This is a genomic window from Saccharophagus degradans 2-40, from assembly GCF_000013665.1.
GTDB lineage: Bacteria > Pseudomonadota > Gammaproteobacteria > Pseudomonadales > Cellvibrionaceae > Saccharophagus > Saccharophagus degradans.
The window spans coordinates 4,492,175-4,504,847 of sequence record NC_007912.1 but is presented as its reverse complement, the minus strand read 5'-3'; the positions used below and the strand labels follow the sequence as shown (position 1 = coordinate 4,504,847).

Sequence of the window (12,673 nt, the reverse complement as noted above, 5' to 3'; positions counted from 1 at the left end):
AATGGCTAAACGTACACATTTTAAATTAGACGAACCCCTTACGCTGCTAGATCACGGTCGACCACGTACCCGCCGCGAGCTTATTGCTCAGGGTTTTAAAGCCGGTGTGGGCACGGTTGCGGGTGCATCTATGCTTAGCATGATGGCACAGCGCGCCATGGCTTTATCGCCAGATATCGAGTCGCGCTTAAGTGCCTGCGGTATTACCGCAGGCGCAGGCAAAATTCCGTTTATTTGTATCGACCTTGCAGGCGGGGCCAACATAGCTGGCTCGAACGTATTGGTTGGCGGGGCAGGCGGCCAAATGGATTTCCTATCGACTGCGGGCTACAGCAAGCAGGGGTTGCCCGGCGATATGGTGCCAGGTGTAACCGAGGCAACGCCAACAGAAACCAGTAACGGCGACCATACCGATACTACCTTGGGGTTGGCCTTTCACAGCGATAGCGGCTTCCTAAGTGGCATTAAAGATAAAATAAACCTTATGAGCACGGCGCCTAATATTAACGGTGCTGTTATTGCTGCGCGCTCAGAGAACGACACGGCCAATAACCCTCACAACCCTATGTATGCCATTAACATGGCAGGTGCCAATGGTGAGTTGTTGGCGTTAATCGGTTCGCGCTCAAGCGAGTCAGGCGGCAACTCTATGGCGCCTCTGAATATGATCAACAACGAAGTGCGCCCCACCAAAGTGGACCGCCCCAGTGATGTTACCGGCCTAGTCGATGTTGGTGACTTTGGCGCCCTTACCGATGAGCAAATTGTGTCGGTTATGGAGTCGGTATCGCGCTTAAGTGATGCCAAATTGGGCAGAGTGTCTACGGGTATGAGCAACGATGCGGCAGTAAAAGAGCTGGTTAGCTGTGCCTATGTGAAAAGTGCCTATCTTGCAGAAAACTTCCCTAACCCTGCGTTTTTAGACCCTGCGGCCGACCCCGATATTGTGGGCGCTAATGGTATTTTCAGCGTGGATGAATTCAATAACGACCGCGAATTTCAAAAAACCGCGTCAATTATGAAACTTGTGGTTAATGGTTATGCCGGTGCCGGCACCATTACGATGGGCGGATACGATTACCACACAGGTGATCGCGCCACGGGCGAAATGCGCGATTTGCGCGCCGGTCGCTGCATGGGCGCCTGCTTGGAATACGCTGCACGCATGGGCAAACCGCTTATGCTATACGTTTACAGCGATGGCTCTGTATTCAGTAACGGTATGACCGATGATTCTATGAATGGTCGCGGTAAAGGTGTGTGGACAGGCGATAACCAGCAAACGGCTGCGGCATTCTTCTTGGTTTATAACCCCAATGGGCGTGCGCAATTGGCTGGTAGCACTAACCAAATAGGTTGGATGCGCGGCAGCGGTGATGTGGAAACAGCCTCGAGTGCATGTGCCAATAACGTTAACCTGTTAGTGCAGACTGTAATGCTTAACTATATGGCACTGCACGGTGATGGCCAGTCCGCCTTTGAGCAGGCCTTTACCAGCAGAGGTATGGCCCACGGCTTGGGTAATAGTTTACAAATGGATGCGCTCACAGCCTTCGAACCGATTGTAAGCGGCACTATTCCGGTTTAGCTCTTTCTGGGGCTGCTTGCCGTTTCCTCGTTACATCCCGCCTCTCTGTGGTTTATCGCAGAGAGGCTATTCTTTCTATCTTCCTTAAGCTTTAGAACCATTTAACAGCTTCACTATTTTGGCTTTTGGGGTGCCCCACTCCGTAAAGTTATGCAAAACTGTCAGAAAAATGACGTGAAAAGCCGTTAAATTGCTTCAATATTCCCTAATTCTATTCATTAGCATGTTAATAGAACCAATGGGTTTTAATCTAACGCTGTTTGAGCGCGAATAAACATAATGCTTGGCTATGCTTAATAGTGAACTAGGTAAACAAAGGCAAAGGCAAGAAGATGACAACCCAAAGCGAAACTCTACCCATATTGTTATTGCGCGCTAGGGAGAAAGCGATATCGTACGTGCGGCCAGTACTCGCCGACTTGGATCTCACCGAACAGCAGTGGCGAGTCATTCGCGCACTCTTTATGCACGAAGCGCTGAACACCCAGCAGTTGGCAGAGTCTACCTGCATTCTGGGGCCAAGCTTGTCGCGCATTTTGGCTAAGCTGGATTCTGATGGGGTAATAGTGCGTAAAGCAGATGCAGCGGACCAACGTGTAGTAAATATACGCTTGTCTGCTAAAGGTAAACGAACTCACCAGCGTATATTTAAAAGCATGTCCAAGCAGTATCAGCAGTTTAGTAGCGATATGGGGGCAGCGAAGGTGGAGAAACTGAACAACCTGCTTATGGAATTTGTAGGGCAGGTCGATTAGTGGCTGTGTAGTCGGTTTTTAATGTAACGGCCCGTGATGCGGTGGGCCGATGCATAAGCATGTGCCTGCGAGGGTATTAATTACCAATATCGGCAAAGGTAGGGTCGCTGTAGTCGCTATATATACCTAGCGAATCAAAAGCGGCAATAAGAAACTCATAATGGCCAGCGGGTAAACCTGTTAGCTCTTGGGTCTGACTGTTCTGGTTATCGACAATAACAATCGAATAGCTCTCATCAACCGTGCGCTTATAGGCTATTTCATAGCCACCAATTTCGCTTAAAAGCAATTCCTCGCCATTTACCCTTTCTCTTGGAATGTCCCAGCTAATTGATACCGTAAATGAGTTTACGGGGGTGGTTGGTTGGCTAGGTGCTTGCGGCGTGCTTGGCGATGTTGGCGAGTCTACATCAGGGATAGTTGGCAAATCTATCTCGGGCGACCCTTTGTTTACTAAGGATTCCTCTTCTTCTTTCTGGCAAGCGCTCAATACAACAGTTGCTAAGAGTACAACTATGAGTGTTTTAACAGGATGCATCCGATTCTCTCTACAAGAAAACGCGATTATTGTTATTTAAAATTTGTTGGTAGCCCAGACAACCGCTTGTTTGGCAATAACCCTTCGCGTTAGCTGGAACTTGCGCTTCCTTGCTGCTCGTACGCAACCGCGGCGTTATCTGCTGCGTTGCTGGAGGAGCGTCTACTTCAGTCCTAATGGCGAGCAGCTATTACTACATGCCTTGCTCGTTTGTGTGTAGTGCTTTTTTATAACTATGTGCATTAGTTAACAGTTTGAGATTCTACTTTATCTTCTAAGACTAAGTTATTACAAATTTGTAAAATTTGTGAGTGAAAAGTAGGCAGTGGAATTGGTGAGTTTTTTAAAGAAGGGGTGGGGTGCGGCTTCCCTGCCGCCGGTCGAGGTAAACTAGTTGGTATTGCCTAAAGTTGTTAGTGTTGGGTCAGAAAAGTCACTGTATAGGCCATCGGCATCAAACGCAGCGATCAAAAACTCATATTCCCCTGCATCTAAATTGGTTAGCTCGTATTCAGTTTGGGTTTGCATTTCAATTACTATGGATTCGTAAACCTGTGTATCCGTTTTGCGGTAAATAATTTCATACCCGCCTATTTCGCTTAAAAGTAAATCTGCACCATTTTCACGCTCTTCTGGAATATCCCAAGAAATAGTCGCTGTCACTTTTGCCTGTGGCTCAGGTTCTGGCTGCGGCTCAGGCTGTGGTTCAGGTTGCGGCTCTGGTTGCGGTTCTGGCTGTGGTTCTGGCTGTGGTTCAGGTTGCGGTTCTGGCTGTGGTTCAGGTTGTGGTTCTGGCTGTGGCTCTGGCTGTGGCTCAGGTTGTGGCTCTGGTTGCGGTTCTGGCTGTGGTTCAGGCTGCGGCTCAGGCTGCGGCTCAGGCTGTGGTTCAGGCTGCGGCTCAGGCTGTGGCTCAGGCTGTGGTTCAGGTTGAGGCTCTGGTTGTGGTTCAGGGGTATCGACATCCAAGTCTGGCTGGTTTTTGGGTACTAAGCTATCGCTGTCATTTTGGCCGGGCGCACCGCCGCAGGCCGTAAATGTTGTGCTAGCTAAAAGCAGTAAAGCTACTTTGATATCGAATTTCACGCGTTGATTACCTCATTACATCCTAATTAGAACCAGACCGATTGGTTCTTTAGTATGAATACTAGTCTAGTACTTTAGTCTTGGTTGTGAAGTGGTTAACAAAAGTATCGCGATAGAGATGCTTAAGGTGCCATCCGGTGGGTTATGTGACCTGTGTCGAAAAATTAATCACTTTTGGAGTTTGATTTGGCAGCGCATAGTACTCAAATGCGATGACACTAATGTGGGCTTAGTTCAAAAGGTTTGCACAATGTGGCGCGTTATAAGGTATTTACCTGAAATTAGCGGTTTAAAATGGGCACCACAAAAAAAAATGGAATTCAAGACTGTCGTGGCTGCGCATAAATGCGCATAATTCTCGTCCCTCGGCGAAGCAGCCAGTTTGACGCTCAGCGTTATCAAGTCACTAGAATAAGTTTCAGGATCCTCCCACTATGCAGCAAATTTACAATCGTATTGCCGATGAACTCAATGTACAGCAGCGACAGGTTGAGGCCGCGGTGGCCCTGCTTGATGAAGGCTCTACCGTGCCTTTTATTTCGCGTTACCGCAAAGAGGTTACCGGCGGGCTAGACGATACTCAGCTGCGTAACTTAGAAGAGCGCTTAACCTACCTGCGCGAGATGGAAGACCGCCGCGACACCATTCTTAAATCCATCGCTGAGCAAGAAAAACTCACCCCCGAGTTAGAGCAGCAAATTAAAGGTGCCGAGACAAAAACACAGTTAGAAGATTTATACCTGCCCTACAAACCCAAGCGTCGCACCAAAGCGCAAATTGCTCGCGAAGCAGGGTTAGAGCCATTAGCCGATGCTCTGTTGGCCAACCCAAGCCTGGTGCCAGAAACCGAAGCGCAAGCCTACTTTAACGAAGAGCATAAAATTACCGATATTAAGTCGGCGCTTGATGGCGCTAAGCAGATTTTGATGGAGCGTTTTAGTGAAGATGCCGTTCTGCTTAACAAGATGCGTCAATTCCTAAAGCAAGAAGGTTATATAAGTGCTGCCGTGGTTGAGGGCAAAGAGGCTGAGGGCGCGAAATTCCAAGATTATTTTGAGCACAAAGAGCCGTTGGCCAATACCCCTTCGCACCGCGCACTGGCTATGTTCCGCGGCCGCAATGAAGGCGTGCTTACGATGGTGCTTACCTTAGATAATGAGCTAGAGCCAGGTCAGCGTCACCCGTGTGAGACTATGGTTGCCTCTCACTGGCAAATAGAAGACCAAGGCCGCCCTGCGGATGCATGGCTTGCCGAAGTGGTGCGTTGGACTTGGCGAGTAAAATTAAGCACGCACTTAGAAACAGACTTATTTAGTGAATTGCGCGAGCGTGCAGAGGCGGATGCTATTGATGTATTTGCCCACAACCTAAAAGACTTGTTGCTTGCAGCTCCTGCAGGGCAAAAAGTGACTATTGGTTTAGACCCTGGTTTGCGCACGGGTGTAAAACTGGCGGTTGTTGGCGCTACCGGTGAAATATTAGATCACGGTGCTATATTCCCTACACCTCCGCAAAACCGCATCGCCGAAGCAGAAGCTGTGATTGTGGCTTTATGTAAAAAACATAACGTGGGCTTAATTGCGATTGGTAACGGTACTGCTAGCCGCGAGACCGATAAATTTGTGGGGGATTTACTTAAAAAGCACAAAGATATTAAAGCGCAAAAAGTAATGGTGAACGAGGCGGGTGCGTCGGTTTACTCTGCATCTGAGTTTGCTGCGAAAGAATTCCCAGATTTGGATGTTACGATTCGCGGCGCTATTTCCATTGCTCGTCGTCTGCAAGACCCGCTAGCCGAGCTTGTGAAAATTGACCCTAAATCGATTGGTGTGGGCCAGTACCAGCACGATGTATCACAAAGCCGTTTGGCTAAGTCGCTAGATGCCGTAGTAGAAGATTGTGTGAACGGTGTGGGGGTGGAAATCAACACCGCTTCGGCGCCACTATTGGCGCGGGTGTCGGGCCTAAGCTCTTCTATCGCCAACAATATTGTGGAGTTCCGCCACAAAAACGGTGGTTTTAAAAGCCGTGAGCAACTCAAAGAAGTAAGTCGCTTGGGGGCCAAAGCGTTTGAGCAGGCTGCCGGCTTCTTGCGTATTGCTGGGGCAGAAAACCCATTGGATGCCTCTGGTGTTCACCCCGAGTCGTATACGGTGGTAGAGCAAATCGCCGCGAAAAACCAACGCGAATTGCGCGGTTTAATTGGCGATGCGGGCTTTTTACGCAGTCTAAAACCTGCAGAGTACACCAACGAGCAATTTGGTTTACCTACGGTGACCGATATTATTGCCGAGCTAGAAAAACCCGGTCGCGATCCGCGCCCAGAGTTTAAAACGGCGCAATTCCAAGATGGTGTTGAAACCATAAAAGATTTGGAGCCGGGTATGATTTTGGAAGGCACGGTAACTAACGTGACTAACTTCGGCGCGTTTGTCGATGTAGGTGTGCATCAAGATGGTTTGGTACATATTTCTGCACTTTCAAACACTTTTGTTAAAGACCCCCGCGAAGTGGTAAAAGCCGGCGACATTGTGAAAGTTAAAGTGATGGAAGTGGATGTGCCGCGCAAGCGAATCGCCATGTCTATGCGTATGGACGATGAGCCAGGTGAAAAGGTAACAGGTCGCCCAGCTGGCGGAGCCGGTGGTCAGGGCGCGAAACAGGCGCGTCGTCACAACACCAAACAGCAAGCTGCTCAGCCTTCAGGCACCATGGCAGCACTGTTTCAGCAGGCGCTTAACAAGAAAAAGTAACGTTATTTAAGTGGTTGTTTGATAGCAATTACTTGATCGTCACAAAAAGGGGTAGCTTTATGACTACCCCTTTTTTATTGTTGCTAGATTGTGAATGAATTATCTAAACGGCCGGTCGATATAGCTTGGGTCGACTTGATTGTCGGTTTGAGGCTTCTCTCTTCTTGCGGCGCTATTGCTGTTTAACACTATAGAGTCACACCAATTGCCGTCTAGATTTAAATCCTGTGGCAAGGGGAAGTTTTCAAAAAATACTTCGGTGTCTAAGTTGGGGTAAATTTGGTTTACTACAAACTCAGCCCGTGCTTTTACGGCACTGTCGCCAAGTCGGTTTCGCACCCCCCATTCCATTGGGTAGCCTGAGCACAAGCCTTCTTCCCCTTCTTGGGGGGCTGTGGTGTAGGCTACGTCGTGATCGGCATTAAAGAAGTATTTCATCATGGCTTCTTCAAACAGCATGGCCACATCTTCAAATTGCGAGGTATAGGCGTAGTCATCGGCTGCGGCGTCCACTTCAAATGCCGCGCCTACTTCTGCACCGGTTATGGCAAGGTCGGACGCGGTTGGGCTTACGCCTCTGTACATTACCCCTGCTAAGGAATAGAGGGTGCTTGAGGTGAGTGGGTCGCTGTTGGTTAGTCGCTGAGAGATACCTATAGATGACCGTGCACCAGCTTGATATGCGATTTTACTCTGAGGGTCGAGGTTTGCGTAACTTCCTGGGGGAAAGTTGTCGTTGGCGTGCGCAAGCTCATGCAGTATTAAGTTGGCAATAAGTACCAATATGTCGTCCACGCGGCGACTGCTTGTGGCATTTTCTAGAGATACCCAGCGGTAGGCGTAATTGTTACCAATTACGTAGCGGTGGCGTGACCGAAACGCCAGCGGGTCGGCAAAACCTGCTCGGTAGTCTTCTTTGCGGTTAATGGTTCGCGCTTCGCTGGGCAGGGTCCACAGGTAGGCTGGGTCTAAATAAATGGCACCTGTTAATGTGGTGTAAAAAGCGGGGCGAATGTCGTCATCAATCACCACTGCTGTTACCGCGCGGAATATGGGAAGCATCTCGGCTGGCAGGGCGTTAAGCACTTCTTCAAAGCGCTCGCCCATCCACGCGTGAGAAACCACAACCCTATCCATAATGGCGGCTATATCGGGCTTTTCATCCTCCATGCCTATTACGGGTAACGTCGCTAGTGTGCAGGCATCATCAACATCTTCAGCGCTTACGCATTGCTTTATTACATTGGCGTAGGGCGAATTCGTTTTGTAAGCATAGAGATCGTCAAAATCTCCTGGCTCAACTGTTCGGCTGGGCTCTTTTGACTTTGAGCCTCCGCCGCATGCGGCGAGGGTAGTGGCTACGAGGGTTGCCAATAAAAATAAGCGTAACGGGTGATTCACATGTGTCTCCTTTTTAGTTTGCGCGCGCAGTAAGCTCCTTGTACCGCAACCGCTCCCGAATGGTATGGGCGACGCTTTGCGGTGTCTAGCGCTAAGCAAGTAAAAGTTTGTTTAGAGAAACTCTGAATAACCCCAATTGCTTTTTGCGAGAGCCAAAACGTTCAGCCGCAAGGCGTTCTTCGCAGCTAATGGGCTTAGTCCTTAGCAAGAAGAACAACGAAGCGGATGGACGTTTTGGCCACGCTCTAGGGGGCTTTCAGGCATTCTCGTCCTCGTCGTTATTTTATTTCGACAGACAACCAGTATGCCTCAATAAAATGCCTAGAGGACAAAAATGCCTGTAAGCCAAAAAGCGATTGGGGTTGTTCAGAGGTTCCCTAGGTCTCACTCTTAGGTGTTATTCGCAGGATTTGGTTCGGCAGGCAGCTGCAATTGTTGCTAAGCTTATGTAGGCATTATTCAACATTTGTAAAAACTAGCGCAGAGTTTGGCAGCTTATTAAGGAGAGTATTGGCTTGCTAGGCGCTTGAGGTATTAATGCGTGTAATACAGCGAACCAATTCTAACTGCTTGATTGCCCTACTGTTTTGCTTGCTTGCAGGTGCTTCTGCGGTGGCAGATCAAGATGTGGGTGGCAACAGTAAGCACCTCACACTTGTTATTCCCTTCGTAGAGATTCGAGACCCCACCGATACAAATTATTTCTATGTAGCCCTGCTAGATTTGGCGTTATCGAAAACCGTGGCGCAAGATGGCCCCTACGAGCTTGTGCATATGCCCAATTATTTGGGTACCGAGCGTATGCGCTTGATGTTAGAGCAGGGGGCTGGGGTAGATATTCTGTGGAGCACCTCGAATCGTCAACGTGAAAACCGATTTTTGGCCGTGCCGGTTGACCTTTTGCGTGGGCTAAACGCCTATAGGGCATTGTTGATTGATGAGAAGCGCGTAGCGGAGTTTGAACATATTAAGAGCATCGATGACCTAAAACGATTTAGGGTGGGGTCTGGCGATCACTGGCAAGATACACAAGTGCTAAAGCATAATGCGTTACCACTAGTAGGTTTTTTGGATTACGAAACCATGATGCCCATGCTTAAATTTAGGCGCTTTGATTACGCTAGTCGTGGTTTGCATGAGGTGTGGAAGGAGCTGGAGTATAGTGAAGGCTTTATTATTGCTCCCAATATACTGCTGCATTACAAGCTTCCAGTACACTATTTTGTGCGTAAAAATAATCACGCATTGGCAGATAGAATCTACAGGGGCTTAGTTAAGACTATAGAGGATGGTAGTTATTATGACCTATTCTATAACGTGCCTAGTCACAAATATGGCTATGATCAGTTTAAAAAAATGAATTCGGTAGTGATTGAGCTAGAAAACCCCAATGCTACTATCAAACCCCATATGATCACCCCCTAAAACGCCATTTAGGTATCTTTTTAAAGTGAGACGCTGAGTTGCACATATTTTGGCAAGCTAATCTATTTTTGCTGCTTGGCTGGCTAGTGCTAGGGAGTATTGCTGTTCAAGCGAATCAGTCTCAACCTGTACGCACCCTTTATATGCCTAAATCCCACAGTAATAGTGGTAACCCTTTTCGCACTTTTTATTGGGATTTAGCCAATATTGCTTTACATCCCGCGCGCTCGCAGTGCACCAATTTAGAATTAAAGGAAAAGCAAGAGTGGCTGAGTTACGAACGGCTGCGCTTGCAACTAAAAGAAAATAAAAAAATGGATATTATTTGGGGGGTATCGAGTTATGTGCGCGAAACTGAGCTGCAGCCAATAAAAATAGATTTATTAAAAGGGTTAAACGGCTATCGCGCTATTGTAGTTAAAAAAAGCCGAATAGAAGAATTCCAAAATAGTAACTTAACAGCATTGCAAAAATATTCAGTAGGTTCTGCCTACCATTGGATCGATTCCAAGGTGTTGGCTGCTAATGGTTTTAAAGTGATTACCTTCTCCGATTTTAATACCATGTACCCCATGCTAGAGCACGGTCGCTTTGGTTTTGCCTCAAGAGGACTAGATCAGTTGTGGGACGAGCTCAGTCAAGCTGCAGACCAAGATATAGCCCCCGTGCCTAATCTTTATTTTCACTATGAGTTACCGGTTTATTTCTTTGTGCGAAACGACGATAAAAAATTGGCAGCGTGCGTGCGTACCGGTTTACTCGCGGCCATTGCCGATGGCAGTTACCAAAAACTCTATGATGGCGTGCGCAGTTTTAAAGAGGGAGAGAAACTACTGCAGCAAAAGGGCAACACTATTATCGAGCTGGTGAATCCATTTTCTATTGCGCCATATGCAAACTAATTACCAGTAAATAAATTTAAGTGTTGGGCGCAATTGCTTGTAGTTGAGTGTTTAAAAAGTCGATATCCGCATGTGTATTAAAGTAATGCAACCCTATTCTAATAATCCCCTCCTGCTCGACATGCCTAAAACGAAAGTAAGGGAAAGCCTGCTGGCGTTTAATTACCGATAGGTGCACGCCTTGTTGCTCAAGCTGTTGTGCAATATCGAATGGGTTGACCGTGTGTTCTAGCTTAAGGGTAATAATGCCAGAGAGTTTGTCGCTGGCTGTTTCGCGCGGGGTTTTGTCTGTCGATTCGCAAGTCGATTCGAAGGTGGTGAAACGGCTGCCGGTGAGTGAAGTAACCGCGTAGCTAGCAAGCTCACTTACACGCGCTTGCGCACCGTGTGGGCCAATTTGATTAAGTATTTCTACCGCCTTGGCGAGCCCTAACATACCACTAATATTGCGTTCCCAGCTTTCAAAACGCGTATTGGTTTGGCTTAGGCAAAAGCTGCCGTCTGCTTGCCAAGTAGCAGAAAGGTTGTCGATAAAAGCGGGCTGTAATGTAGGTAGTATGCTGGCATTTACATACAGCAACCCTGTGCCTCTGGGGCCGCGTAAAAATTTTCTACCCGTTGCAGTAAGAATGTGGCAGCCAATATTTTCTACGTTAATTACCCGCTGGCCTAAAGATTGGCAGGCGTCGAGCATAAAAATTAAGTTGTGTCGATTCGCTATTTCGCCAATGTTGTTTACTGGGTTAACCATTCCTAAGTGCATGGCAATATGGGTGATGGCAATCACTTTGGTGCGGGGGGTGATAAGTTGTTCAAGGTTGGCGGTATCGATAGTGCCATCTGTAAGGCTTGGTGCCATATCAATAATAATACCGTCGCGCTCGGCGCGATGCTGCATGGCTATTAAATTCGAACTGTATTCCGAAATATGAGTAATTACTCTATCGCCTTTGGTTAAGTTCAATGCATAAAATGCCATTTGCCAAGCGCGCGTTGCGTTTTCGCAGTAGCTTATTTCGTGGGGCTGCGCATTTATAAGTGTGCCAATGTTAGTGTAAAAAGCTTCTATAGCAGGCATGGCTTTTATGGCCGCTTGATAGCCGCCCAGCTCTCGCTCGAGTTGCAAGTGCGCCACCATAACATGGTGCGTAGCGCTATGGGTGGGAGAAGCGCCAGCGCTATTTAAATAAACACTATTCGTGCAGGCGGGAATATCTTCCCTAAGGCTTAACCAATTGTCTTGCTTACCGCTGTGCATTACAAGGGTTCCATCAGCGCTACAGCGAATAGGTTGTCGCTATCCATCCACACCTTTCGCATAGCCCAGTTAGCGTTGTGGCATAAGGTTTTAATGCTATCTAAACAAAACTTGCGCGAATTTTCTGTGTGAATTGATTCGCCTTTTTCGAATTCTATAGTTTTACCTGCAATAGTAATGCGTTGCTTAGCAATACTTACTAAATGCATTTCAATACGCGACTCGTTTTCGTTCCAGCGGGCGTCGTGTTTAAAACCGCCGGTAGAAAAGTTCGCATTAAGCTCGCGGTTAATTCTGTCTAGTAGGTTTAAATTAAAACAGGCAGTTACACCCGCAGCGTCGTTGTACGCGGGGATAAGAATATCGGCTGATTTATGTAAATCGAACCCTAAAATAAATTGTCGGTTGTCGCCAAGGTGTTGGTGAGCCGCGGTCAAAAAGCTATGGATTTCATCATCGCTTAAATTGCCAATGGTAGACCCAGGGAAAAATCCCACTTTTGAGCGGCTGTTGCCGAGCGCTGGCAGCGTAAACGGGCTGGTAAAGTCGGCAATTACAGGTTGGATATTTAAATGGCTGAAAGTTTGTTGGAGCCGTTGCGCAGTATCTTCTAAAAAATCGCCAGATACATCTATAGGTACGTAGGCACTTAAGTGGGTAAGGTGCTTTAATAAAATTTGGGTTTTTACCGATGCTCCTGCGCCGTATTCAATAAGTGCCGCCTGCGGGCCAATATGCTGTGCCAAGTCGCTAACGCAATTTTTTAAAATGGCCGTTTCTGTGCGAGTGGGGTAGTACTCGGGTAATTGCGTGATGCGCTCGAAAAGCTGCGAGCCTCTGTCGTCGTATAACCAGCGGCAGGGTAAGGTTTTTTGCTGCTGGCTTAATCCATGTATTACATCTTGTTCGAATGCGTCCAGTTCACTACTTGCTGGTGGGTGCTTTTCCGCTAGCATGGGTTTGTCCTCTT

General features: G+C 47.7%; 10 protein-coding genes. 5 read left to right on the top strand and 5 right to left on the bottom strand.

Annotated elements, in window-relative coordinates; translation table 11 throughout:
* Position 1: 1 nt before the first annotated feature.
* Positions 2-1,588 (top strand): hypothetical protein, encoded by a 1,587-nt coding sequence (locus SDE_RS18535; RefSeq protein ID WP_011470015.1) that lies wholly within the window; start codon positions 2-4, stop codon positions 1,586-1,588.
* A 332-nt stretch (positions 1,589-1,920) separates the two neighbouring features.
* Positions 1,921-2,343, top strand: coding sequence for a homoprotocatechuate degradation operon regulator HpaR (gene hpaR / locus SDE_RS18530; protein WP_011470014.1), 423 nt, complete (start codon positions 1,921-1,923; stop codon positions 2,341-2,343).
* A 76-nt stretch (positions 2,344-2,419) separates the two neighbouring features.
* Here hpaR and SDE_RS18525 read toward each other — a convergent pair whose 3' ends face one another.
* Together SDE_RS18525 and SDE_RS22750 are read right to left on the bottom strand one after the other, a co-directional pair.
* Positions 2,420-2,881 (bottom strand): fibronectin type III domain-containing protein, encoded by a 462-nt coding sequence (locus tag SDE_RS18525; RefSeq protein WP_011470013.1) that lies wholly within the window; start codon positions 2,879-2,881, stop codon positions 2,420-2,422.
* A 390-nt stretch (positions 2,882-3,271) separates the two neighbouring features.
* On the bottom strand, positions 3,272-3,964 hold the full coding sequence (locus tag SDE_RS22750; protein WP_011470012.1) for a fibronectin type III domain-containing protein: 693 nt from the start codon (positions 3,962-3,964) through the stop codon (positions 3,272-3,274).
* A gap of 434 nt (positions 3,965-4,398) precedes the next feature.
* On the opposite strand from SDE_RS22750, the gene SDE_RS18515 reads away from it, so the two are divergent.
* Positions 4,399-6,717: a Tex family protein gene (locus SDE_RS18515; RefSeq protein ID WP_011470011.1), complete on the top strand. Its 2,319-nt coding sequence runs from the start codon at positions 4,399-4,401 to the stop codon at positions 6,715-6,717.
* 99 nt (positions 6,718-6,816) lie between these two features.
* Here the strand turns inward: SDE_RS18515 and SDE_RS18510 are convergent, their stop codons facing one another.
* Complete coding sequence (locus SDE_RS18510; protein ID WP_011470010.1) at positions 6,817-8,118, bottom strand: hypothetical protein; 1,302 nt, start codon at positions 8,116-8,118, stop codon at positions 6,817-6,819.
* A 537-nt stretch (positions 8,119-8,655) separates the two neighbouring features.
* Here SDE_RS18510 and SDE_RS21605 point away from each other — a divergent pair.
* Together SDE_RS21605 and SDE_RS18500 are read left to right on the top strand one after the other, a co-directional pair.
* Positions 8,656-9,543 carry a hypothetical protein gene (locus SDE_RS21605; RefSeq protein ID WP_011470009.1) on the top strand — a complete coding sequence of 296 codons (888 nt, stop codon included), beginning with the start codon at positions 8,656-8,658 and terminating at the stop codon, positions 9,541-9,543.
* A gap of 143 nt (positions 9,544-9,686) precedes the next feature.
* Positions 9,687-10,445 carry a transporter substrate-binding domain-containing protein gene (locus SDE_RS18500; RefSeq protein ID WP_158303896.1) on the top strand — a complete coding sequence of 253 codons (759 nt, stop codon included), beginning with the start codon at positions 9,687-9,689 and terminating at the stop codon, positions 10,443-10,445.
* A gap of 16 nt (positions 10,446-10,461) precedes the next feature.
* Here the strand turns inward: SDE_RS18500 and SDE_RS18495 are convergent, their stop codons facing one another.
* Together SDE_RS18495 and egtD are read right to left on the bottom strand one after the other, a co-directional pair.
* On the bottom strand, positions 10,462-11,703 hold the full coding sequence (locus tag SDE_RS18495; protein WP_011470007.1) for an aminotransferase class V-fold PLP-dependent enzyme: 1,242 nt from the start codon (positions 11,701-11,703) through the stop codon (positions 10,462-10,464).
* On the bottom strand, positions 11,703-12,659 hold the full coding sequence (gene egtD, locus SDE_RS18490; RefSeq protein WP_011470006.1) for an L-histidine N(alpha)-methyltransferase: 957 nt from the start codon (positions 12,657-12,659) through the stop codon (positions 11,703-11,705). Before egtD ends, SDE_RS18495 begins: the two co-directional genes overlap by 1 nt.
* Positions 12,660-12,673: the final 14 nt, after the last annotated feature.

Coding starts and splice junctions, on each gene's coding strand:
- SDE_RS18535 (WP_011470015.1), top strand. CDS start 2: ATGGCTAAACGTACACATTTTAAATTAGACGAACCCCTTACGCTGCTA.
- SDE_RS18495 (WP_011470007.1), bottom strand. CDS start 11,703: ATGCACAGCGGTAAGCAAGACAATTGGTTAAGCCTTAGGGAAGATATT.
- egtD (WP_011470006.1), bottom strand. CDS start 12,659: ATGCTAGCGGAAAAGCACCCACCAGCAAGTAGTGAACTGGACGCATTC.
- SDE_RS18525 (WP_011470013.1), bottom strand. CDS start 2,881: ATGCATCCTGTTAAAACACTCATAGTTGTACTCTTAGCAACTGTTGTA.
- SDE_RS18500 (WP_158303896.1), top strand. CDS start 9,687: ATGCCTAAATCCCACAGTAATAGTGGTAACCCTTTTCGCACTTTTTAT.
- SDE_RS21605 (WP_011470009.1), top strand. CDS start 8,656: ATGCGTGTAATACAGCGAACCAATTCTAACTGCTTGATTGCCCTACTG.
- SDE_RS18515 (WP_011470011.1), top strand. CDS start 4,399: ATGCAGCAAATTTACAATCGTATTGCCGATGAACTCAATGTACAGCAG.
- hpaR (WP_011470014.1), top strand. CDS start 1,921: ATGACAACCCAAAGCGAAACTCTACCCATATTGTTATTGCGCGCTAGG.